Annotated in this window: 20 protein-coding genes; 17 read left to right on the top strand and 3 right to left on the bottom strand. The window is 59.7% G+C overall.

Features of this window, described 5'->3' with window-relative positions; all coding sequences use genetic code 11:
* Positions 1-12: 12 nt before the first annotated feature.
* The 12 genes from pilG to EDB94_RS10615 all read left to right on the top strand — a co-directional run bounded on the left by pilG (position 13) and on the right by EDB94_RS10615 (position 16,830).
* The gene (gene pilG / locus EDB94_RS10670; protein WP_008175635.1) at positions 13-405 is read left to right on the top strand and encodes a twitching motility response regulator PilG; all 393 of its coding nucleotides are present in this window, start codon (positions 13-15) and stop codon (positions 403-405) included.
* A 32-nt stretch (positions 406-437) separates the two neighbouring features.
* A complete protein-coding gene (gene pilH, locus EDB94_RS10665; protein WP_011787171.1) occupies positions 438-800 on the top strand; it encodes a twitching motility response regulator PilH in 363 nt (120 codons plus the stop codon).
* Between the two features lie 20 nt (positions 801-820).
* Positions 821-1,366 carry a chemotaxis protein CheW gene (locus tag EDB94_RS10660; RefSeq protein ID WP_008172777.1) on the top strand — a complete coding sequence of 182 codons (546 nt, stop codon included), beginning with the start codon at positions 821-823 and terminating at the stop codon, positions 1,364-1,366.
* A gap of 91 nt (positions 1,367-1,457) precedes the next feature.
* On the top strand, positions 1,458-3,533 hold the full coding sequence (locus tag EDB94_RS10655) for a methyl-accepting chemotaxis protein (protein ID WP_053113269.1): 2,076 nt from the start codon (positions 1,458-1,460) through the stop codon (positions 3,531-3,533).
* A 27-nt stretch (positions 3,534-3,560) separates the two neighbouring features.
* Positions 3,561-4,460 (top strand): protein-glutamate O-methyltransferase CheR, encoded by a 900-nt coding sequence (locus EDB94_RS10650; protein WP_108018343.1) that lies wholly within the window; start codon positions 3,561-3,563, stop codon positions 4,458-4,460.
* Between the two features lie 11 nt (positions 4,461-4,471).
* On the top strand, positions 4,472-12,067 hold the full coding sequence (locus EDB94_RS10645) for an Hpt domain-containing protein (RefSeq protein ID WP_108018342.1): 7,596 nt from the start codon (positions 4,472-4,474) through the stop codon (positions 12,065-12,067).
* Positions 12,067-13,119 carry a chemotaxis protein CheB gene (locus EDB94_RS10640; RefSeq protein WP_108018341.1) on the top strand — a complete coding sequence of 351 codons (1,053 nt, stop codon included), beginning with the start codon at positions 12,067-12,069 and terminating at the stop codon, positions 13,117-13,119. Before EDB94_RS10645 ends, EDB94_RS10640 begins: the two co-directional genes overlap by 1 nt.
* An 11-nt stretch (positions 13,120-13,130) precedes the next feature.
* Entirely contained in the window at positions 13,131-13,592 is a 462-nt protein-coding gene (locus tag EDB94_RS10635) for a chemotaxis protein CheW (protein ID WP_014578677.1), read from the top strand.
* A 73-nt stretch (positions 13,593-13,665) separates the two neighbouring features.
* Positions 13,666-14,157, top strand: a complete 492-nt coding sequence (locus EDB94_RS10630; RefSeq protein WP_108018340.1) for a Fur family transcriptional regulator — start codon at positions 13,666-13,668, stop codon at positions 14,155-14,157.
* The gene (gene znuC / locus EDB94_RS10625; RefSeq protein ID WP_008172767.1) at positions 14,150-14,917 is read left to right on the top strand and encodes a zinc ABC transporter ATP-binding protein ZnuC; all 768 of its coding nucleotides are present in this window, start codon (positions 14,150-14,152) and stop codon (positions 14,915-14,917) included. Before EDB94_RS10630 ends, znuC begins: the two co-directional genes overlap by 8 nt.
* Complete coding sequence (znuB, locus tag EDB94_RS10620) at positions 14,904-15,716, top strand: zinc ABC transporter permease subunit ZnuB (protein WP_008172766.1); 813 nt, start codon at positions 14,904-14,906, stop codon at positions 15,714-15,716. The genes znuC and znuB overlap by 14 nt, the downstream gene beginning before the upstream one ends.
* 91 nt (positions 15,717-15,807) lie before the next feature.
* Positions 15,808-16,830: a PAS domain-containing protein gene (locus EDB94_RS10615; RefSeq protein WP_008172765.1), complete on the top strand. Its 1,023-nt coding sequence runs from the start codon at positions 15,808-15,810 to the stop codon at positions 16,828-16,830.
* Here the strand turns inward: EDB94_RS10615 and EDB94_RS10610 are convergent.
* Positions 16,812-17,060, bottom strand: coding sequence for a CDGSH iron-sulfur domain-containing protein (locus EDB94_RS10610; RefSeq protein ID WP_108018339.1), 249 nt, complete (start codon positions 17,058-17,060; stop codon positions 16,812-16,814). The two genes, EDB94_RS10615 and EDB94_RS10610, sit on opposite strands and share 19 nt — an antisense overlap.
* Positions 17,061-17,123: 63 nt before the next feature.
* Positions 17,124-18,206 (bottom strand): patatin-like phospholipase family protein, encoded by a 1,083-nt coding sequence (locus EDB94_RS10605; RefSeq protein WP_108018338.1) that lies wholly within the window; start codon positions 18,204-18,206, stop codon positions 17,124-17,126.
* A 195-nt stretch (positions 18,207-18,401) separates the two neighbouring features.
* Here EDB94_RS10605 and EDB94_RS10600 point away from each other — a divergent pair, with 195 nt between their 5' ends.
* The gene (locus EDB94_RS10600; RefSeq protein WP_014578682.1) at positions 18,402-19,469 is read left to right on the top strand and encodes a diguanylate cyclase; all 1,068 of its coding nucleotides are present in this window, start codon (positions 18,402-18,404) and stop codon (positions 19,467-19,469) included.
* A gap of 19 nt (positions 19,470-19,488) precedes the next feature.
* Here the strand turns inward: EDB94_RS10600 and EDB94_RS10595 are convergent, their stop codons facing one another.
* Positions 19,489-20,409 carry an alpha/beta fold hydrolase gene (locus EDB94_RS10595; protein WP_008172759.1) on the bottom strand — a complete coding sequence of 307 codons (921 nt, stop codon included), beginning with the start codon at positions 20,407-20,409 and terminating at the stop codon, positions 19,489-19,491.
* A gap of 196 nt (positions 20,410-20,605) precedes the next feature.
* Between EDB94_RS10595 and folE the strand changes: the two genes are divergently transcribed.
* The 4 genes from folE (at position 20,606) to EDB94_RS10575 (ending at position 23,455) form a co-directional block, all read left to right on the top strand.
* The gene (folE, locus tag EDB94_RS10590) at positions 20,606-21,175 is read left to right on the top strand and encodes a GTP cyclohydrolase I FolE (RefSeq protein ID WP_008172758.1); all 570 of its coding nucleotides are present in this window, start codon (positions 20,606-20,608) and stop codon (positions 21,173-21,175) included.
* Positions 21,176-21,199: 24 nt separating this feature from the next.
* Positions 21,200-21,574 (top strand): dihydroneopterin triphosphate 2'-epimerase, encoded by a 375-nt coding sequence (gene folX / locus EDB94_RS10585; RefSeq protein WP_008172757.1) that lies wholly within the window; start codon positions 21,200-21,202, stop codon positions 21,572-21,574.
* Positions 21,575-21,597: 23 nt separating this feature from the next.
* Positions 21,598-22,035: a CoA-binding protein gene (locus tag EDB94_RS10580; RefSeq protein WP_108018337.1), complete on the top strand. Its 438-nt coding sequence runs from the start codon at positions 21,598-21,600 to the stop codon at positions 22,033-22,035.
* 106 nt (positions 22,036-22,141) lie between these two features.
* Positions 22,142-23,455: an HD-GYP domain-containing protein gene (locus tag EDB94_RS10575; protein WP_108018336.1), complete on the top strand. Its 1,314-nt coding sequence runs from the start codon at positions 22,142-22,144 to the stop codon at positions 23,453-23,455.
* Positions 23,456-23,503: the final 48 nt, after the last annotated feature.

Here is a 23,503-nt window from a genome sequence, read left to right as displayed (position 1 = left end):
GGCAGTTGGACAATGGATGACAACTTCGAGAACTTGAAGATCATGGTGATCGACGACAGTAAAACCATACGTCGCACCGCAGAAACCCTTCTGAAAAAGGTCGGCTGTGAGGTCATCACCGCGACTGACGGCTTTGACGCTCTTGCCAAGATTGCCGATTCACAGCCGGACATCATTTTTGTCGATATCATGATGCCCCGTCTGGACGGCTACCAGACCTGCGCACTTATCAAGAACAATTCCTCCTTCAAAAAGACGCCGGTTATCATGCTCTCCAGCAAGGACGGTCTGTTCGACAAGGCCAAGGGCCGTATTGTCGGCTCGGACCAGTATCTGACCAAACCGTTCAGTAAGGATGAGCTGCTCAATACCATCCGCCAGTATGTTCCACAGGCGGAACAGTAAACCTGCTGACCCAAAGAACCATCGAGGAAACCATGGCCCGCATTCTTATTGTTGACGACTCCCCTACCGAGGTTAAGAAAATCTCCACGATCCTGGAAAAGCATAAGCACGAGGTGCTTACAGCTGACAACGGCGCAGACGGCGTTGCCAAGGCTCGTGCAGAGACCCCGGACCTGGTTCTGATGGATGTGGTTATGCCCGGCCTGAACGGCTTTCAGGCAACCCGCCAACTGACCCGCGCCCCGGAAACCGCGTCCATCCCGGTCGTCATCGTAACCACCAAGGATCAGGAAACTGACCGCGTTTGGGGCACCCGACAGGGCGCCAAGGGTTACCTGGTCAAGCCGGTTAACGAAGACGACCTGATCAAAACAATCAACAGTCTGATTGCCTGATCCCCAACCGTGGAGTAAGCATGTCCGCCCAGGCCGCCCCTTTTGCCGTTCTGACGGATATCGCCGCGCGCAGCCGGTCGCTGGCTGCCGGCCTGCCGGAACAACAGCAAGCCGTTGAACTGTGGAACGGCATCGGCTTCGTTCTCGCAGGCGAACGGTACGTTGCCCCCATGGGCGAAGTCACTGAAATCCTCCACGTCCCCCGGTTTACCCATATACCGGGGGTTCGCCCGTTTTTGCTTGGTGCGGCCAATGTTCGCGGCCGCCTCCTGCCCCTGGTTGATCTTGCCGGCTTTTTCGATATTCCCCGCTCTTCCCGTAGCCAGCGGGAACGGCGCGTGCTGGTGGTAGAGCAGGGTGACATTTTCAGCGGGCTGGTAGTCGATAGTGTGCTGGGCATGCAGTATTTCGCAACTGACAGTTTCAAGGATTCGCCCGAGGGCGTGCCTGAAAACGTTCGACCGTTTGTCTCAGGCGGTTATGAACGCAACGAGGAAGTCTGGAAAGTGTTTTCGGCCGTCGACCTGCTCGAGGACGAACGATTTCTTGACGTCGCACAGTGGTAAGGGTGGTGACAATGGCAGGAACATCACCCTGACCGCCTGAAACCCGAAAAAACAAACTTGCCAATTTCTTGAAGAGGCCGGGAGCCAGAAAATGAAGAACAGAGCCGGAAGACTCAGTATGGGACAGGGAGGCAACAAGCTGGTTGCCGGCCTGATCGCCGCGCTGATCGCACTCACTATCCTGCTCGTTGTGGTGCTGTTCATTATCAATACAGACAGCCAGAACGATCAGGAATATATCGCCAACACCGCCGAACTGAGGGTGCTCTCTCAGGAGATTGCGAAGAACGCGACCGAGGCTGCCGGCGGTACCGCCGAGGCCTTCAACCAGCTGCGCCGCTCCCGTGACGAATTCCAGCAGCTCTGGACCAACGTAACCGAGGGTAATCCGGAAACCGGTCTGCCGCCGAGTGAACTGGCCCAGCAGAGTGGCGTTCAGGAAAACTGGAACACCGTGCGGGAAAACGCCGACAGCATCCTCTCCACCCAGGATGCGGTGCTCGGTCTCCACGAGGTTGCCCGGACTCTGAACGAAACCATTCCGCAGCTGCAGGTTGAGTACGACGATATCGTACAAATCCTGCTCGACAACGACGCACCCGCCGAACAGATCGCACTGGCCCAGCGTCAGTCACTCCTGGCGGAGCGGATTGTTCGCTCGGTCAACAACGTACTCTCCGGTGACGAAGACGCGGTTATCGCCGCGGACCGTTTCGGTCGTGACGCGAGCCTGTTCGGGCGAGTGCTTGAAGGCCAGCTGAACGGCAACCCGGCCATGGGGATCTCTCAGGTAAATGACGAAGACGCCATCTACGGCCTTGAAGCTGTCGATGAACTGTTCCAGTTCGTTTCCCAGAACGTAGACGCAATCCTTGAAGCTTCTCCCGACCTCTTCAAGGTTCGTACTGCTGCCAGCGACATCTTCCAGAATTCCGAGATCCTGCTTTCCGAACTGTCTGTACTGGCCGAGAACTTCCGGACCCAGTCCGGCTCACGTCTGGTCAGCCCGACCCTGGCCTTCGCGATCCTGGCCGCCATGGTTGCCATTGTTGTGTTTATCGGTCTGGCCCTGTACCGCGAAGCCCAGGCCCGACTGGCTACTACGCAAGAGCAGAACGAGCAGAACCAGAACGCGATCCTGCGACTGCTGGACGAACTGGCCGACCTGGCTGATGGTGACTTGACCACCGAGGCCACGGTAACCGAGGACTTCACCGGTGCCATCGCCGACTCCATCAACTACGCGATCGACCAGATGCGCGGACTGGTACAGGCGATTCGTGGTACTGCCGTACGGGTAGCGTCAGCGGCTCAGGAAACCCAGGCCACTGCGATGCATCTTGCCGATGCTTCCGAGCACCAGGCCCAGGAAATCGCCGGCGCCTCCGCCGCGGTGAACGAGATGGCCGTGTCCATCGACCAGGTATCCTCGAACGCTGCCGAGTCCTCCGCGGTTGCGGAGCGGTCGGTTGCGATCGCGAAGAAAGGCGCGGAAGTGGTACAGAACACCATCCGCGGCATGGACAACATCCGTGAGCAGATCCAGGAAACCTCCAAACGGATCAAGCGTCTGGGTGAATCTTCCCAGGAAATCGGTGACATCGTATCCCTGATCAACGACATCGCCGACCAGACCAACATCCTGTCCCTGAACGCGGCGATCCAGGCCTCCATGGCCGGTGACGCTGGCCGGGGCTTCGCGGTTGTTGCGGACGAAGTACAGCGACTGGCGGAACGCTCCTCTGCAGCGACCAAGCAGATTGAAGCGCTGGTTAAGACGATCCAGTCGGACACCAACGAAGCCGTTATCTCCATGGAACACACCACCGCCGAGGTGGTCCGTGGTGCTCGTCTGGCCCAGGACGCGGGTATCGCCCTCGAGGAAATCGAAAACGTATCCATGTCTCTGGCGGAACTGATCCAGAACATCTCCAACGCTGCACGTCAGCAGTCTTCGTCGGCGGCGCACATTTCCAACACCATGAACGTTATCCAGGAAATCACGTCCCAGACGTCTTCCGGTACCAACGCGACTGCGAAGTCTATCGGTAACCTGGCAGAAATGGCGTCCGAGCTTCGGTCCTCCGTTGCCGGCTTTACTCTGCCGGAAGAAGAAGCGGCGGATTACGAGGAAGAGGAAGACAGCGACGTTCCGGTGGTGGGCTGATTTCCGTTCCAGGGCTGTTGACGGTTTATGGCGCAAATGCATAACAACCTGTCACCTGCCGAGGGCATCTGGTCACTGCGTCGACTCCCGGATATGGACGAGGCGCAGTTCAGCCAGTGGCAAACCCTGCTGGAACACCGAACCGGGATCACCCTGTCTTCCGAGCGCCGTTCGTTTCTGGAAACGAACCTTGGCATCCGGATGCGGGAAATCGGCTGCAGCAGCTATCAGGCCTATTACGAAAAGATCGTATCCGGGCCGGATGCGATCAGGGAATGGTCAACGCTGGTGGACCGGCTCACTGTCCAGGAAACCCGGTTCTTCCGGGATTCCGACGCTTTCCGGCTGGTATCCGACTATGTTCTGACACGGCCGCGGGAACAGCTGAAAAAGCGCCCCCTGGAGGCCTGGAGTGTCGGATGTTCCACCGGGGAAGAGCCCTACACCCTGGCCATGGTGCTGAATGAATGCATGGAGCAACTGGCATTGCAGCCTCTGTTCGGTGTCACCGGCTCTGATATCAGCAAGCCGGTGATCGAGAAGGCCCGGAACGGTCAGTTCAATCCCCGCAAACTGCTGGGAATGGACGAGGAAATGAAAGCACGGTATTTCCGCCCGGCCGAGCGGAACACCGTAGAAATCGTGAACAGCATCCGCGACAGGGTGTGCTTTACCAGACTGAATGTTCTGGACCTGGATAAAGCACCCATGCACGGGATGAACATTATCTTCTGCCAGAATCTGCTGATTTATTTCCGTCGCTGGCGCCGGCGGGAAATTGTCAAGCGACTTGCAGAGCGGCTGGCGCCCGGGGGGTTGCTGGTACTGGGCCAGGGAGAGCTGACCGACTGGCAGCCTCCAGGGTTACAGAGAGTCCCCTCGGAACATGTGCTGGCGTGGATCAAACGCCAGACTGACGAAGAATAACCGGAGTGGTTATGGGCAATCACCATGACAGCATCGCCCTCGACTGGGTTCGGGGAGAGATACAGGACACGCTGACCCAGGGTCAGCATGCACTGGAAGCGTATGTCGAGAATCGTGACGACACCGCGCGCCTGCGCTTCTGCCTGAATTATCTCCATCAGGTACATGGCACCCTGCAAATGGTCGAGCTCTACGGTGCAGCCCTGCTCACCGAGGAGATGGAAAAGCTCACCCAGGCCGTACTCAACGAAACCGTTGCCAATACCGACGAAGCCGTTGAAGTCCTGATGCAGGCCATCCTGCAGTTGCCCCAGTACCTCGAGCATCTGGCCAGCAGCCAGGACGATTTCCCGATGGTGCTGCTGCCACTGCTTAACGACCTCCGGGCCGCCCGTGGCGAATCCCTGCTGTCTGATACCTCTTTGTTCAAACCAGACCTCGCCCCCTCGCGAATGACCGTGTCCGGGAAGGTCTCTCAGCGCCTGCAGGACCCCACAGTCCTGGGCCACATCCGCAAACTGCGCCAGATGTACCAATTCGCGCTGGCCGGTGTTATCCGGGAAGCGGATCTCGATGCTCATTTCGAGTACATGCAGAAGGTGATTCAACGGTTGGTCCGTTTATGCCAGAAAACGCCCCGGGGCGAGCTCTGGAAAGCGGCCAGTGCGTTTGTGGAAACACTTCAGGCACATGTAAACCCGGTGAATGCGGCGGTGAAATCCCTGCTCAGGGAGCTGGACAGTGAAATACGCCGACTGACCGATGAGCACGCCGATATCCTTCAGCAACCGGCACCGGAAGCGCTGCTCAAACACCTGCTCTACTACGTTGCCCGTGCGCGGGATCTGGATTCACCCCAGGTCAGTGCCCTGCGGGATGCCTACCAGTTGAACCAGGCACTGCCGTCAGAAGACGATGTTGATGCCGCCCGAACCCGTGTCTCCGGCCCCGGCCGGGACGCCATCCATTCCGTTGTCGGCGCGCTCAATGAAGAGCTGGCGAAACTGAAGGATCAGCTGGATCTGTTTGTCCGCTCAGAGCTCCGCCAGAACAGTGAGCTTGACGACCTGTTGCCGGGTCTGCGCCAGGTGGCCAATACCCTGGCCGTGCTGGGTCTGGGCATACCGCGGAAAGTGATCACCGAGCAGGTCGAACTGGTTGAGAAACTCAGCGCCCAGTCCGAGCTGGTTGACGATGGCACGCTGATGGATATCGCCGGCGCACTGCTTTACGTCGAAGCCAGTCTCGCCGGTCTGGACAGCGAAGGTCAGCAGGAGTCGTCCGCTGACGAAACCTCCGATACACCGATTAACCTTGGCTCCCGGGAACTGGGCGAGGCCAGCGGCGCGTTGCTGCGGGAATCACGGAACACTCTGGAGCAGGTGAAATCCGCCATCGTCAATTTCATTGCCTCGCAATGGGATACCCGGGAAATCGAGCATGTCCCCGGCCTGCTGCACAGCATTCGCGGCGGCCTCAGCCTGATTCCGCTGGACCGGGTTGCAAGCATGCTGGCCTCGGCAGAGCGCTACATCAGCGATGTGCTGCTGGACGGCAAGCAGGTTCCTGACTGGAAGCAGCTCGACATCCTGGCCGATGCGGTTACCAGCATCGAGTATTACCTGGAGCGCCTCGCTGAAGGGATTGGTGAAAACGATTCGATTCTGCGGGTTGCCGAGGACAGTCTCGCTTCCCTTGGGTTCCCGGTCGGCGCAGAGCCCACCTGGACCGAAACTGCCGCAGAAGACGTGCCGGTTGTTGAACCGGCTGAAGAGCAACCGGAAACCACCGTTACGGCTGCCCCGGAAGAGGCCAAAAGCTCGGATTCGGAGCTCCTGGACGATGAGATTCTCGGCATTTTCGTTGAGGAAGCCGAAGAGGTACTCGAGACCATTCATGAATTCTATCCCCGTCTGCGCCAGAATCACGACGACCGTGAGGCTCTGACCGAAGTTCGTCGTGCTTTCCATACGCTCAAGGGCAGCGGACGACTTGTGGGCGCGACCAGTATCGGCGAATTGGCATGGTCTGTGGAAAACCTGCTGAACCGGGTGATCGATCAGACCATTCGCCCCACCGAAGACATGTTTACCCTGGTGGACGAGGTCAATGCCCGCATTCCGTCACTGATCCGTGAATTCAAGGACGGCCAGACCGCAGGCGACGTGGAGGAGCTCATCAACCGGGCCGAGGCCATGGCAACCACCCGTCGCACCGACGACGATGCCGTGACGGCGCAGGACATTCCCGAGGTCGAAGACACCGTCGCCGACTCGGGAGAAGAAGAGCAGGAAACCCCGCAATCCATCGTTGAAGAAGCCACCGTTGAGGCCGTGTCGGATGAGTCCGCCGATGACGATGACCTGATTGACGATGAAATACTTGAAATATTCGTCGAAGAAGCCGGTGAGGTGCTGGACACCATTCGCGAATACCTGCCAATGCTTTTGCGCCAGCACGATGACCGCAGCGCTTTGTCAGAAGTTCGCCGTGCCTTCCACACGCTGAAAGGCAGTGGCCGTATGGTCGGCGCGCTGGTTGTTGGCGAATTGGCCTGGTCCGTGGAGAACATGCTGAACCGCGTTATCGACGGCAGCATCTTCATGAACGATGACATCGCCAGTCTTCTGGAGGATGTCACTGCCAGCCTGCCGGCCCTGGTCGACGATTTCGAGAAGCGCCGTGCGGCTTCCCTCGATACCGCCAACCTCGAAGCCCGCGCCAACGCCCTGGCCAGCGGTGAGATTCCTGATGCCAGCATCATGCCGGCGGCCGAATCGGACGGCTCCGAAACCGTAGCGGAAGATGAGATCACCGCTGCAAGCGCAGAGATCGAGACGACTGAAGAGGATGCGGTCGACCCGGTATTGCTGGATATTTTCGAAAGTGAAACCGAGACCCATCTGCAGACGCTGAAGGATTTCCTGTCAGCAGCCGGAGACAAGACCACGGTTACCTACACCGATGATCTTTCCCGGGCCCTGCATACCCTCAAAGGCAGCGCCCATACCGCCGGCATTGCACCGATTGCTGCTGTAATCACACCACTGGAACGCTTCGTCAAGGAATCCCGGGCACAGAACAAGCGGGCCAACCGCGACGTGCTCTCGCTGATCGAATCCGCCTGCGATTTCCTGACACAGGGCCTGGCCCAGATCCGTGAAAATCCACAGGCCTCGCTGCCGGGCACCGAAGCCTTCCTCGAGAAGCTGGACCAACTGACCGAAGAGACACTCCGCGGCCACAGCGAGGAAGCTCCTCGCCAGCATCCGCAGCAGGCTCCGTCACGGCTGGTTCAGCTGTTCCTGAACGAAGGCCTTGACATTGTTCTGGATGCTGACCGGATTCTCGACCACTGGGCGGACAACCCCGGCGAGATGGAGTCGTTGAACCCGTTGCGTTCCGAGCTGGAGCAGTTGACCTCCGGGGCCTCGGAAGCCGGACTCAGCGACGTTGCCGCGCTCTCCAGCGCGTTGAAAGACACCTATGACGAAGCCGCCAGACACGATGAAGCGCCGGACGAAGCCTTTTTCGAGACCGTTCGGGCAGCTCACGAACAGCTGATCAACATGATGGATCAGGTGGCTGCCGGGCTTGCCACGGAATCCAGCGACGACATGGTTACCGCGCTCGAAAACCTGAAACGGGCCCCGAGCACAGAAAACCAGGAACCCGACGCCTTCGAGCAGGAATTCACCGGTGAACTCGAGGAAATCGATCTCAGCTTTGAGATGGATGAAACCGAAGTACCGGCAAATGAAGAACCAGCGGCGGCCGAACAACCGCCGCTGCCGGAAATGTCCGAATCCGATGATGAGATGGACGAGGAGCTTGCGGAGATCTTCCTGGAAGAGGCCCGCGACCTCATCGACAGCACCGCCGAAGCGCTGCAGAGCTGGAGCGAAAATGCCGGAAACCTGGATATCCTTCGGTTGCTGCAGCGGGATCTGCATACCCTTAAGGGAGGTGCACGCCTGGCCGACATTCCTGCCGTGGGCGATCTCTCCCACGAGTTGGAAAACCTGTTTGAGGGACTGACCGAGCAGCGGCTATCGATTAATGATGAGCTCTCAGATCTGCTGTTCCGCTGCCACGATCGGCTTGCGGGCATGGTCGAGAACCTGGAAGCCAAGGAGCCACCGCGCCCTGCGCCGGATCTGATTGGCGAAATCCAGGCGTACATGGACAGCGCCACCGGAACACGCCCGGTCACCAATGTTGCGAGCCCTGAAGAAGAAGCGGAACCGGATTTCAACGACGAAGAGCAGGCCCCGCTCCCGGAGGTCGAGGAACCCGTCGATTCCGATTCAGAAGCCGCGGAAACCGGCGAGGCGGAAGACGGCGTTGCCGATCTCTCGCACCTGGATCCGGAGCTGGTCGGCATTTTCCTGGAAGAAGCCTACGACCTGATCAACTCTACCGGCAGCGCCCTGCACACCTGGACCGAAGACCCGTCGGACCGGAGCATTGCCGCGGAACTGCAACGGGATGTCCACACGCTCAAGGGTGGCGCCCGGATGGCTGGCGTTGAGGCCATTGGCGACCTGACCCACGTGCTCGAAGACCTGTTCGAAAAGGTTGCAGAGGGCCAGCTGGAAGCCAGCGACGCCATGAACGACCTCTTGTTCGCCTGCCATGACCGGCTCGCGCAAATGGTTGAGCAGGTGGCGACGCAGAAGCCTTGCCCACCGGCGGAGGAGCTGGTCGCTCGCGTCCAGTCCATCCTTCGGGGCGAGTCGGCGCCGTCCGATGATCGTGAGCAAGAGCCGGAACAGCTGGCAGGGGCCGAAATTGCCGAGGCGCCCACCGAGGAGTCAGCAGATGCCCCCGACCTCAGCGAGACTCTGACACAGGCCAGCGATGATGACCTGATCGGCATCTTCCTGGACGAAGGCCTGGAAATCTACGACGCCATCAGTGAGTGTCTTGACCAGTGGCGCGAGGAACCGGAGGAACTGACCGGACTGACCCAGCTGCAGCAGGAACTACATACCCTCAAGGGTGGTGCACGACTTTCTGACGTCGATCCGATTGCCAACCTGGCAGAAGCCTGGTCCGACGCTCTGGATCCCCTCATCTCCGGGTCCAATAACCAGAAGACGTTGCTGAAGCTCAGCGACCGGGCATTGGGCAGCCTGAAGACCATGCTCAACAGCCTGGAACAGGGCAGCAAGCCCGAGCCGGATGCGGACCTGATCGAGGACTTCCGGGTGGCCCACGAAGTGGCCGCCGAAGAGACCGCTGCTCCCCGAGAAGAGTCCCAACAGGAAGCAATCGATCCGGAAGTACTGGAAATCTTCCTGGAGGAAGCCGGTGAAATCATGGATCAGCTGGAGCAGCTGCTCGATGACTGGCGCAAGGAGCCGGCAAACCACACCTTCAACCAGGAAGCTCAGCGTGCATTGCATACGTTGAAAGGCGGCGCTCGCCTCTCCCAACTGACCCAGCTTGGGGACAGGGCCCACGCCTTTGAGACACGTCTGATCGACCTTGGCGGCAATGCCCCAGATGAGTCCCAGTGGCAGGCCATCACCGAAGATCACGACGCCATCATCGCCCTGGTTGCCGACATCCGTAAGGGCTATGAGTCCGGCATGGGTGTGCCTTCGGCAAAGGCCGAACAGCCTGCGCCAGCCCCGGCCGCGCCGGAACCGAAAAAGCCTGAAGAGCCAACGCCTCCCGCCCAGGCAGAAAAACCGGTAGCACCGGCACCGAAGCCCGGGAAATCGCCGGCCAAGGTTCGCAAACAGGCGGCCGAGGCACAGCGGGCGGCCCAGGAGACCATTCGGGTGTCCGCACCGCTGCTGGATGAGCTGGTCAACCTGGCGGGTGAAACCAGTATTACCCGTGGCCGGCTTGAGCAGCAGACCAGTGATTTTGGCCATACCCTGGAGGAAATGGCCGCCACCATCGAGCGTCTGCGTGAGCAGCTGCGCCGGATGGAAATCGAGACGGAAGCCCAGATCCTGTTCAGTGCCGAGAAAGAACACGGGCCGGATTACGGCGACGACTTCGACCCGCTGGAGATGGACCGTTACTCCTCCATTCAGCAGCTGTCCCGCGCTCTGACCGAGTCCTCTTCGGACCTTGCAGACCTGCGGGAAACTCTGTCTGACCGGGTGCGGGACACCGAAACCCTGCTTGTGCAGCAGTCCCGGATCAACACGGAGCTCCAGGAGGGTCTGATGAAGACCCGGATGATTCCGTTCGCCTCCATGGTGCCGCGTCTGCGGCGCATCGTTCGCCAGATCAGCGGCGAACTGGGCAAGAAAGTCGACTTTGATGTCCGCAACGCCGAAGGCGAAATGGACAGGAGCATCCTGGAGCGCATGATCGCACCCCTGGAACACATGCTCCGGAACGCCCTGGACCACGGCATCGAAAGCCCGGCGGACCGTAAGCAAGCCGGCAAGCCGGAGACCGGCGAAGTCACACTGTCACTGACCCGCGAAGGCGGCGACGTTGTCCTGAGGATGATCGACGATGGCGCCGGCATTCCCTCTTCGGTCATTCGCGACAAGGCGATCCGTCAGGGCATGCTGCGGGAAGACGAGGATCTGTCCGAGCGGGAAATCCTGCAGTTTATCCTGCAGCCCGGCTTCTCCACCGCCCAACAAGTAACCCAGATTTCCGGCCGCGGCGTGGGCATGGACGTGGTTGCCAGCGAGATCAAACAGCTCGGTGGCAGCCTGGACATCGATTCCGCCGTTGGCCGCGGAACCACCTTCACGGTTCGCCTGCCGTTCACGGTTTCCGTCAACCGGGCACTGATGGTGTCCACCGGCGAGGATTTCTACGCGATCCCGCTGAACACCATCGAGGGTATTGTCCGGGTCAGCACCTACGAGCTTGAGGAATACTACAAGCCGGACGCACCGATGTACGAATACGCCGGCCAGGAATACCGGCTCCAGTATCTGGGCAGCCTGCTGAACAGCGATCACCATCCGAAGCTGCAGGGACAGGCCCTGCCGCTGCCAGTGATCCTGGTACGCGGCGCCGAGCAGCCCATGGCCCTGCAGGTGGACAACCTGATGGGCAGCCGGGAGATCGTTGTTAAATCCCTTGGCCCGCAATTCAGTTCGGTGCGCGGTGTGTCCGGTGCCACCATCCTGGGTGACGGCAACGTGGTGGTGATTCTCGACCTGCCTGCGATGATCCGTTCCGACATCCTGTCCGAGCGCCAGCGCCTGGCCAATCTCGAGAAAGCCCGCGAGTCTGCACGGTACGAGGAGCAGGCTACCGTGGTCATGGTGGTGGACGACTCGGTTACCGTACGAAAGGTTACCTCACGACTGCTGGAGCGCAACGGCATGGAAGTCATCACTGCCAAAGACGGCCTGGACGCGGTCGCACAGCTGCAGGATCACAAACCGGACATCATCCTGCTGGATATCGAAATGCCGCGGATGGATGGGTTCGAGGTTGCCAGCTTTGTGCGCCACGACGATAGCCTGCGGGAAATTCCGATCTGCATGATCACCTCACGGACCGGCGAGAAACACCGCGAACGTGCGCTGGCCATTGGTGTGAATGAGTACCTCGGAAAGCCGTTCCAGGAAACCGAGTTGCTTGAGACCATTGAGCGGCTGACCGGACGTCAGTGATGGCCGGCCAGACTGGCCGGCCACGGGTCGGGATCGTCTCGGATGTGGTTCTGCAGCGACACCGACTGCAGGCCGCAACATCCAAGTTCGGTCTCGAGGTGCGTTTTTCCGGGGATCCCGAGCGTTTGCTGGGCTACCCGGAGTTCCCGGATGCCAGCCTCTGGCTGGTCACCCTCGAAGACGAGGCCGATCACCCGTTACTGTTCGATCACCTGCTTGAAAATACCGATGCACCGGTACTGTTCGGATTGGATGAAGCACCCAAGCCGGGAAGTACCGAGTATTTTCGCTGGGAACGACGTTTACTGGGCAAGCTTGAGCAGCAACTGGGGCATCTGGAAGAGCTGGACTCAGAAGCCACTCTGGCAGAATTGGAGCAGGAAACGCCGGCACCAGCACCATCGCCGGACCTGCCTCACTGGATAACACCTGCAGTACCCGGTTCGGTGGCCGAGGAAGTCTGGATTCTGGGCGCTTCACTGGGAGGGCCGGCGGCGGTTAAGACGTTTCTGGACCACCTGCCGCCGAATCTGCCCGTGGGCTTCATCTACGCCCAGCACATAGATGGGAACTTCACAGAGGTTCTTACGCGGGTACTGGGTCGCCACGCCCATTACCAGCTCAAGCGGGCCGAGGAAGGCTATCGGGTCAGGAATGGTGATGTCGTGCTGATGCCGGTGGAGCACGAGTGGAAGCTGAGCGAGCAGGGAGCCCTCACCGAAACCAGCAATGCCTGGCCGGGGCCCTATGGCCCCTCCATTGATCAGGTCCTGCTTAACGTCGCGGACCATTACGGCCAGCGCTGCCATGCTATTCTTTTTTCCGGCATGGGTAATGATGGCGCTATTGCAGCGCCTTTACTGAAAGCCTACGGTAGCCGGATCTGGGTCCAGGAGAGCACAAGCTGCGGCAACAGCTCTATGCCCGAATCCGTCGCGGCCACCGGTTGCAGCGGTTTCTGTGGCACCCCGGAGCAGCTGGCACGGGAACTGGTAAAAACCATCGAAGAATCCTGCCTGCTCAAGAGCCGGCAGAAACGGGACTCCGCCTGAGGTAACACGCAATGAATGACAACAGCCAATCCCTCTCCTGCGTCATGATTCCCATGAGCGGACGGCAACTCTTGCTGCCCAACGTCTCGATTGCGGAAGTGGTCGACTATGCCAGCGCTGATGCCGGCGCGAACACGCCGGAATGGCTGGTTGGCTACCTTGACTGGCGGGGCCTGCAGCTTCCGGTGATTTCATACGACGCGGCCAACGGCGGCGCCCTCACCGTTCCAGGTGACAATCGCGGTCGCATCGTGGTCCTCAACACCATCGGCGATCATCACAAGGAAGTCCCGTTTATGGCACTGGTTACCCAGGGCATCCCCAGCCAGGCCCGTTTGGCGGAAGACCAGGTCAAGAAGCTGGAGGGTGAACCGGGGCCGGCGGATCTGATGCAGGTCGAGGTTGAAGGTGAGCATGCCTGGATCCCGAATCTGGAATTTCTGGAATCCCTGGTTGTAAAGTCCCGACACTGACCCGTGCCACTGCCAGACATGGCAGACAGCCCTGCAAATGTTATAATGTTTCAAATTTTGCAGGATTGCGACCATGTCTGCCCGTGCTATTCCCTACCGGCCTCACAACCACGATGCCTGTGTCATTCAGGCCCTGACTGACGCCCGGACCATTTGCCAGCGGCAGAATGCCCGACTGACGCCCATTCGGGAACGGGTTCTGGAGCTGATCTGGCAATCCCACAAGCCGCTGGGCGCCTACGATGTGCTGGCGGAGCTGTCGTCCGATGGTCATAACGCTGCGCCGCCCACCGTTTACCGCGCACTGGATTTCCTTCAGCAGCATGGGCTGGTGCACCGCATCGCGTCGCTCAACGCCTTTATCGGCTGTACCCACGCGGGTGAAAGCCACACCGGCATGTTTCTGATCTGTCGCGCCTGCGGCAATGTGCTCGAACTGACCGCTCCAGAGGTGTCAACAGAGGTTCGTAAAGCCGCATCCGGCGAAGGCTTCCGGGCCGAGACCACGACGCTTGAAATTGCCGGCCTTTGCCCCCGATGCCAGTCGGAGCCCGGCCATGACTGATCCTCTGGTCAATCTGGAGAACCTCACTGTCCGGTTTGACGAACGCCCCGTGGTTGATCAGGTCAACCTGAAGATTCACCGTGGCGACATCATCACCATCATTGGTCCAAACGGGGCAGGCAAGACGACACTGATCAAGGCCGTACTCGGCATCCAGAAAGTGTCTGAGGGTCAGGTTTCTCTGAAAAAGAACCTGGTGATCGGGTACGTCCCGCAGCATCTGACGCTGGAGGCCACACTGCCTCTGAGCGTCAAGCGGTTCATGCTGCTCAGCGGCCAGTCCCTCGCGGAATGTGAGTCTGCCCTTGCCCGCACCGGCGTCGGACACCTGCTGCATGCCTCCGTGCACCACCTCTCCGGGGGAGAGAAGCAGAGGCTGTTGCTGGCTCGGGCCCTGGCCCGCAAACCGGACCTTCTGGTCCTTGATGAGCCCGCCCAGGGCGTCGACATCAACGGCCAGGCGTCATTGTATGATCTGATACGCCAGCTGAGGGATGACCTGAACTGCGGTGTTATCATGATCTCCCACGACCTGCACCTGGTCATGGCAGCAACCGACAAGGTTATCTGCCTGAACCAGCATGTCTGCTGCAGCGGTTATCCCGAGGACATCTCCCACGACCCGGCTTTCATCGAAACATTCGGTCGCCCCGTCGCAGAGTCCCTCGCGGTCTATCATCATCACCACAACCACAGCCACGATCTGCACGGGGATGTTGTCGAGGGCAGACACACGGAGTGTGACCATGCCCATCATTGACGCGATTCTGGACGATTTCTTCTGGCGCGCCCTGATCGGCGGACTCGGCGTGGCCCTGGTAGCCGGGCCATTGGGCTGTTTCGTGGTCTGGCGGCGAATGGCGTATTTTGGCGACACACTGGCGCACTCGGCCCTGCTTGGCATCGCCCTGAGCTTCCTGATCAGCGTACCGCTGAACCTCGGTGTGATCATCACCTGTGTGGTGCTGGCCATGGCGCTGGTACTCCTGTCACGGACCCGGACTCTGGCAACCGATACCCTGCTGGGCATACTGGCCCACAGCGCCCTGGCCATAGGCCTGGTAACCCTGAGCTTCATGCCGGATGTCCGCGTCGATCTGACCGGCCTTCTGTTCGGGGATCTGCTGGCCATGAGCCGTGAAGACCTGCTGTGGATCTACGGCGGCGCGGCACTGATCATTATCCTACTTGCCGTGCTCTGGCAGGGGTTGCTGATGAGCACGATTCACGAAGAACTCGCCCGGGTGGAGGGTGTTGCCGTAGAGCGGCTTCGCCTGGTTCTGATGCTGATGTTCTCACTGGTCATCGCGGTAGCCATGAAAATCGTCGGCGTGCTGCTGATTACCGCACTGCTGATCATTCCTGCGGCAACCGCCAGGCGCCTGGCCCACAATCCGGAAATCATGGCAGCCATGGCCGTCGGATTCGGGTTTGTCGCGGTGAGCGGCGGTCTGAGTCTGTCCTGGCACCTGGACACACCGGCCGGCCCTTCCGTTGTTGTCACGGCTTTTGCCGTATTCCTGCTGGTCTACGGCGCAGCTGGCAAAGTCCGGACCTGAGCATTTCCCTCTCTTCATGAGCTGGACTAGAGTATAGGAGTAACGTCGGTCTGTTCTGAGGGTACAGACCCAGCCGCAAAGGACGCCCGGCATGGAAAGCTCGACTCCAGCCCGTTTCCGCAGACCGGTCTTATGGCCAGGAATCTGGATTCCCCTGCTTCTGGTCGCCGCCGGCCTGCTGGTAACCGGAATTACTGCCAACATTGAAGCGCGTCGGGCCATGGCGCTTGCCGAAGCGCGATATCACGCCCAGCATCAGGCCCTGGTGAATCATCTGCTGGCCAACGTTCCGGACCAGTCGATGGTGGGCGACCACAACCAACCCGTGTCTGCCTGGCTCCAGGCCTTGTTCAGTGACACCCTGCCGGATTCTCTCGGACTGCGCATCGACACCCTCGAACGACATACCAAGATGCCGCTGTTGGAACTGGGCACCAACGGTTCGGTGGACCCGACACGGGCGCTGCGTACCGAAGTTTCGCCAATGGATCAGAACTGGATACTCACGACCGTGCCGTCTCCAGAGGGACTTGAAGCGGTCGCCCAAGCCTCCCGACGAACCGTCTGGATCGCCGGTGCAGCCCTGTCGGTGTTCGCGGCCGCCCTCACCCTGGTGCTGAACCGACGGCTACACCGGCAAACACTTCACATCCGCGGTCTGGAACAGAGAGAAATTGGTGCTGACCATCAGATCGCCAACTTTCAGGTCGAAAAATCGATACTTCGGCGGGCACTGAACGATAGTGAGCAACGGAGCCGGGATCTGGTGGCCCTGTCCGGTGCGGTCATATGGGAACTGGACGAAAGAGGCAGGATCGGTTTTGTTTCACCGCAAATCGCCGAACTTCTGGACCAGGCACCCGCTGACCTGGTCAACCAGCCCCTGGAGGAACTTGTTGCACCGGCGTCCCGGGACAATTTCCGGCGAGCTCTTGCGGCCGCCCGCAGTGACAGTTCCATTGAACGCGTTGACCTTTCCCTGGTCCATCGTGACCAGGAGACGGAGATTCCAGTAGTACTCAGGGTTCGGGCGCTGAAAGACCCGGTTCACGGCCTCTCGGGCTTCAGGGTGAGCACCCTGCAGCGAATGGCGCTCTACTCGAGCGCTTTGTGACTGCCATCGCAGAGAGGGGCGTTACCGGTTTGCTTGCACCCGCAGAACCACACCCACTCTTTCTTCTCCGCCTCGTATTTGATCGGGGTCATCCCGGTCCCCTTGTGGGAACCGTCACAGAATGGCTGGCTACCACTGCGGCCACAGGCACACCAGAAGTAGTTCTTGCCCGCCTCAACCATCACAGAAAACGGTGTCTTGCTGGCGACCACCGGTTTTTCATCCGACATAACATATCCCCCGATTCGTGACTTTACTGCACCAGTATAGTCACTCTTTCGGAAGCCCTGTGTTCAGAGCGGCCTGATGACATCGGGCAGGCGCCGGGTTTCGGTGAGTTCCATAAACTCATCGCCAAGGCGATCACTCTCGGCAATCGCCGAACGCCAGGCTCGTTCCCGGCCGGCATCGTCACCGGCATAGCGCTCGAAATCCTTCCGGTCCGGGAGCTTGCGGTCAGGCAGGGACTCCAGATAGCTTCTTGATGGCGCAACCAGCAGCACGTCCTGCAACCGGGAGGCGTCGCCCCGCCGCCAGGGCAGGGACTTGTCGAACCAGCCGGGAACCACCTTGTCGGTGAAATGCGGGTAGAGCACCACGCCAGGCTGCTGGTAAGGCAGATCCAGGTGGTAGTCCAGCAAACCACCGTCTCGATAGACACCCTCGGGCGCGCCGGGGATATTGCGGACACCGGACATCACCAGGGGGATAGATGCGGAAGCCAGGAGAGCAGGCAACAGGTTATCCCGGTTAAACGCAACCTCGTGGCTGGGAAAATCCACCAGTTTGGACACAGGCGCTTTCAGGCGGGCGTCATGGATGATGCCCCGCTCCATGAACCTGCCCAGATGACGACGACTGACCATGTTGGCGCTGATTGCGCCCATAAGGCCGAGCCCCAGCCGGCCCCGGGCGTCTTCCGCCAGCATGCCAAGGCTGCGAACGACCACAACGTTCAATCGGTACCATGGGTGGTTCAGAATGGCGTCTTCCCGCCCACCGAGCAGCTCTTCCAGAAACAGCACGCTCTTGCGGCTCACTTCCGCAGCGCTGACACCCTTGGCAAAGCGTTGTGCGGTATAAAGTTCCGCCAGCCGGGCAAGCTGGACTTTCGGGTCATCGGAGCAAGCCACGGCGGCAAAACGCCAGCTACCGATCGACGAGCCGATCAATGATCGCTCCTGCGGAACCGTTGGCAACCAGTCACCGAAAATGGCTTTATCCAGGCCACTTATTCCCAGAGCCTTGGGGCCCCCGGCAGCACCCGGAATGACATGCACGTCCTCGGGCGACAGCGGCTTTTCCCTGAGGCGCTGCATCGCGCGCCGGCCTGCCCGGATCGTCAGAGCCGGTTCTCGGATGTGAATAGCAGTCATAGGATAGTCCCTGGGCGTGTCCCTGAATCAGTCCCGCGGAGTTTAACGAAGTGGACAAGGCGCGGCCAACTGAACAAAACTAATGGTGGTCATAAACGGCGCTATCTGCTTCATTAAATGAACGGCCATGCTAGACTTCAAGACTGTCCCGGCACCGGACGCGGGCGGATACGACTCAAACAGCGGGAGTATGCTGTGAATTTTTCGGTACCACCCTCCACCCTTGCCACCAACCCCACACTCGCGGTGCTGGGGTTCAAGCGCCAGTTGGTCTATCACCTGCATTTCTGGGCATTTATCGCCGTAGCGCCCCTGGTTCTGGTGCAATGGCAGCAATCCCATTATCTGCTTTCCGCGGTACTGGTCCTGTTCTGCACGAACGCCCTTCTGGTTATCGCATTCCTGAGGTTCCGGGGCACCTACTTCCTCAAAGGCCGTCTGTTTCCACTGCTCGCCGTGGTCAGTGCCGCCTACTCGACACACATCAATGGCCATGCCGGCCTGTACTGGGCCTACCCGGCTGCCACGGCCCTGTTCTTTTTACTACCGCTCAGGGAAGCGATTGGAAGCAACATTGTTTTCGTTGTTGTTATGGCCGTCGTGTCCTTTTTACGATTTCCCGAGGCCGACTTCTGGCGGATAACCTTTTCGCTGGGTCTCACGTGCCTGTTTGCCATGATTTTCGCCTGGCTGGTGGGCAAGCTTCAGCAGGAACTCACGCGACTGGCAACCACCGATCCCCTGACCGGCTGTCTGAACCGCTCGCAACTGGCCGACATCCTCAACGGTCAGATTCAGATGCGGGAGCGGTATGAGCGGGTCTCCAGCCTGATTCTGCTGGACCTTGACTACTTCAAGACGATCAACGATCAGTGGGGTCATCTGGCCGGCGACAAGGTGCTCACGGAAATGGCACTGCGCCTGAGATCCCGCCTGCGCGAGAGCGATCAGCTGTTCCGGATTGGTGGTGAGGAGTTCATGATCGTTCTGCCGGAAACCCGCCAGAAAGATGCCGATGTGCTGGCGAATCAGCTTTTGACCAGCATCAGCGCACGGCCATTCCTGGAGGATATCAAGGTAACCGCCAGTGCCAGTGTCGCAGAGGTCAGCAAGGGTGAGACCTGGTCAGTCTGGCTGAACCGGGCGGACCAGGCGCTTTACGAAGCAAAATCCCGGGGTCGCAACCAGGTCGTCAACGCGGCCCGGCCGCTACCGGTTGTAGGCCGGGGTGCCGAGGATATGCCCGATTCCGCATCGGGCTAAGGAAAGCCCGCCCCGGGGGTTATCCCTCGCAGCGCTTGCGAAACTCCCGATAGGCACTGAAAACCTCCCAGGGGCACTCCAGATGGGGGTAGTGCCCGATATTCCTGAGGGTGACCACATCACCATCGGGCATCAGTTCCCTGTAGCGTCTGACCATGCCGGCACCCGAGACCGGATCGGCGGTACCCGAAATCAATCGCATCGGCTGCGTTGCCTTCTGCAGCGCGCCAACCCACCGGTTGCGGTGACAGCGTCGTTCTTCCATGAACTGGATCAGATGATGCAGGATGCCCCGGCCGTTGTTATAGGTCAGCAGGTGCCAGAAATCCTCCATATCCTGTCGATCAGGCGGATTCTGGCTTCCGAATAACCGGCGGAAGTTTCGCTCGAAACTGCGTCGAGTCAGGCCCCGGCTGATCAGCCCGCCAAAGGGGCTCCCCAGCAGCTTCTGAATAAGCAGGGGATTGTGGACCTCGGGAAAAAGGGCGCCGTTGAGGAAACAGACACTCGCAATCCGGAAGGGCAGCAGGTCCTCTTGCTCCCTCGCCAGAAGCTCCTGGGCAACACTGCACCCGTAGTCATGAACCAGAAGGTGCACGGATGGCAGACCCAGACCCTCAATCCAGCCCTGAAACAGATCCGCCTGGTCTTCAATGCTGTAGTCGTAATCGGCGGGTTTATCGGAAAAGCCAAAGCCCAGCATATCCAGGGCCAGCACGTTGTGCTGCTGAATCAGCATCGGCCAGAGTCGATTCCAGTCCCAGCTGGCAGTGGGAAATCCATGAATCAGCACCAGCGGTTCTCCCGAGCCTGCCATCCGGCTGAAGATGGCATGTCCCTCGAAACTGAACCACTTACCTCCATGTTGCCACCCTTCTAGGGTGCCTTCCTCGCGCCCCGCGGCGGAAACCCCACCAACGGTCGGCATCACCTCATCCATGCATTGTCCCCGACGAACATTGATAGCCTGAAACTGTAGAACAAACCGGCCGCCACTGCCATAGCCCCACCGCCCATACCACTGGGCGTGGCGGCCAAAGTGGTCTTTTCCGACGATGCCTGCGTAAAGCGTAGAGATGGCGGGCAAATTGCCTTAAGCTTTGGCCCTCGTAAGACACTGCTAACCGGAAAAGACTATGAGCAAACTCCTTGACGACCTCTCAGGGCACTTCCGTGCCATCATCGATGGCCTGGGCGAAGACCCGGATCGCGAGGGTCTGCAAGACACTCCAATGCGCGCGGCCAAGGCCATGCAGTTCCTCACATGCGGGTACCAGCAGGACCTTGGCGACCTGGTGAACAATGCGGTATTCGAATCGGCCATGGATGAAATGGTCGTGGTTCAGGATATCGAACTCTACAGCATGTGTGAGCACCATATGCTGCCGTTCATCGGCAAGTGCCACATTGCCTACCTGCCCGCAGGCAAGGTACTGGGCCTGTCCAAGTTTGCCCGCATCGTCGACATGTACGCCCGCCGTCTGCAGATCCAGGAAAACCTGACCCGACAGATTGCCGAAGCTGTTGAGAGCGTCACGGGCGCCAAGGGCGTGGCCGTTGTCATCGAAGCCCAGCACATGTGCATGATGATGCGGGGCGTGGAGAAACAGAATTCCCGCATGAAAACCTCGATGATGCTGGGGCAGTTCCGCAAATCCCAGGCGACCCGCACAGAGTTTCTGACGCTGATCAGTAACAATCGCTGAACTATCTGACCCGAGGGAGGGCGCATGACAGACGTCAACGGGAATCACCTGGCAAAAGTCCGCATCAAGGATCTTCTTCTCAGGGCCTACATCGGCATCAAGGAAGAAGAAATCAATAATCAGCAGGACGTGTTGATCAACGTTGCGCTGACTTATGATGCGACGGAAGCCGTAAACCAGAATGAAATCTCCGCTGCCCTCAACTATCGAACCATCACGAAGCAGATCATTCACCACGTGGATGGCAATCGCTTCGCCCTGCTCGAGCGTCTGACCCACGAGGTCCTGACCATCGTCATGGAGCATGAAGCGGTACAGTGGGCCGAGGTGGAAATCGACAAGCCTCACGCGCTACGCTACGCGGAGTCCGTGTCTGTCTGTCTGCAGGCACACCGTTAATCCAGCGAGGTTTCGCCAGCATCATGCCCAGTACCAGCCCGGAACAGTTGCGTGACATCCTGACCACTGTAAGGACCATCGCCCTTGTCGGCGCGAGTGAAAAGACCAGCCGGCCTTCCCACGAGGTCATGGAATACCTGCAGTCCCAGGGCTACCGAATCCTGCCGGTCAATCCCCGCCTGGCCGGTCAGACCGTGCTCGGTGAAACGGTATACGCCGACCTCCGAAGCCTTCCCGAACCGGTGGACATGGTTGACCTGTTCCTGGCGCCGGAGCGCACCGATGCAATTATCGACCAGGCCATCGATCTGAAAATCCCCGTGGTCTGGCTCCAGATTGGCGTCATCAACCATGAGGGGGCGGCGCGAGCGGAAGCCTCGGGACTGACCGTGGTAATGGACCGTTGCCCCAAGCAGGAAATTCCACGACTGGGGATAACCGGAGTTTCCGGACACGCCTGATACCCGATTTGCATCAGGAACTGCGTCACACTTCCAGCACTCTTCTGTAACCGGCCTGTCAGGTCTGACATAATCACCGGACATAAAACAGAAGACTGGTAGAGCCATGTGGTTCCGACGTAAATCCAGCAAACAGCACCGACATTCCGTCTCGGCGCCGGCGCTCGCAACTCATTCGGACTCCCCTGTTTCGACTCTCCAGCGGGTGCGCTTACCGGTGGACCTTCTCCAGCCCGGCATGCGCGTCGTGAGCCTGGACCGGCCCTGGACCCAGGTGCCGGTTCTGTTTCAGGGCTTCACCCTGACTGATGACAACCAGGCGCAGATTCTGCGGCAGTACTGTGAGTGGGTTCTGGTGGAAGATGAAGAATCACGCCTGAACCCGGTGCTCGATCAGATCTCCCTACTCAAGCGTCGCACCAGCGAACCGCTGCCGGAAACCTGCTCTCTCCAGCAGGAACTCCCAAGGGCACACGCAACCTGGAGCCGGACCCAGGCCTTTGTGGAAGAAGTCACCCGACAGATTGAAGCCGGCAATGACCTCAACCTCCAGAGCGCCCGCCCTATCATCCGGGAGTGCGTGGACAGCGTGAAAGCCAACGCAAGCGCCATGTTCTGGATGAGCCGGATAAAGTCCCGGGATGCCTACACCGCAGAGCATTGCCTCAGGGTGGCTATATTCTGTGTCGCCTTTGCCCGCTTCCTGGGCATGCCGGACGACGACCTGGAGACCGTGGGCATGTGCGGTCTGCTGCACGACCTTGGCAAACTCAGGGTTCCCGACGAGATCCTCAATAAACCCGGCGCGTTGACGCCGGAAGAGCACAGCATCATGCGCCAGCACACAACGCTGGGTTACGAGTTGCTTCGTGCTGATGCCAATCTGGATCCGATTATCAGCGATGTCTCCCGTCACCACCATGAACGCATGGATGGTCGCGGCTATCCTGAACAGCTGGCGGAATGGCAGATCAGCCGTTTCGCCCGTCTGGTTTCCATCGTCGACGCCTTCGATGCCATCACCAGCGACCGGTGTTACCGGGATGGGCTACCGGCCTCCGAAGCCATTCGCATCCTGTTCCGTAACCGCGGCCAACAGTTCGACGCTTCCATGGTGGAAGCCTTCATACGGATGATTGGCGTGTATCCGCCCGGAAGCCTGGTCGAGCTGTCGACGGGAGAAGTGGCCATCGTCCTGGCGACCCACCCCCGGCGCAAGCTGAAACCAAAGGTGGAGGTGCTGCTCAATGGCGACAAGCAGCCAGTCACCCCGCGTATCATCGACCTGGGAGGCACGGGTTCCGAACCAGACGAGGGTTCTCCGGAAATTGCACGGCCACTGTCCGACGGCGCCTTTGGGGTCTCGCTTCGGGACCGAATCAAGCAACTGATGGCGGTGGCCGATAGAAATGCTTCATAATTGCGCTGGCGCTGCCGACTGCCCGGCACCACCGTTTCAAGTCACGGA

This window comes from Marinobacter sp. 3-2 (assembly GCF_003751355.1).
GTDB lineage: Bacteria > Pseudomonadota > Gammaproteobacteria > Pseudomonadales > Oleiphilaceae > Marinobacter > Marinobacter adhaerens.
Note: the sequence above shows the minus strand (reverse complement) of the source record. Positions and strands in the feature narration are given on the sequence as shown.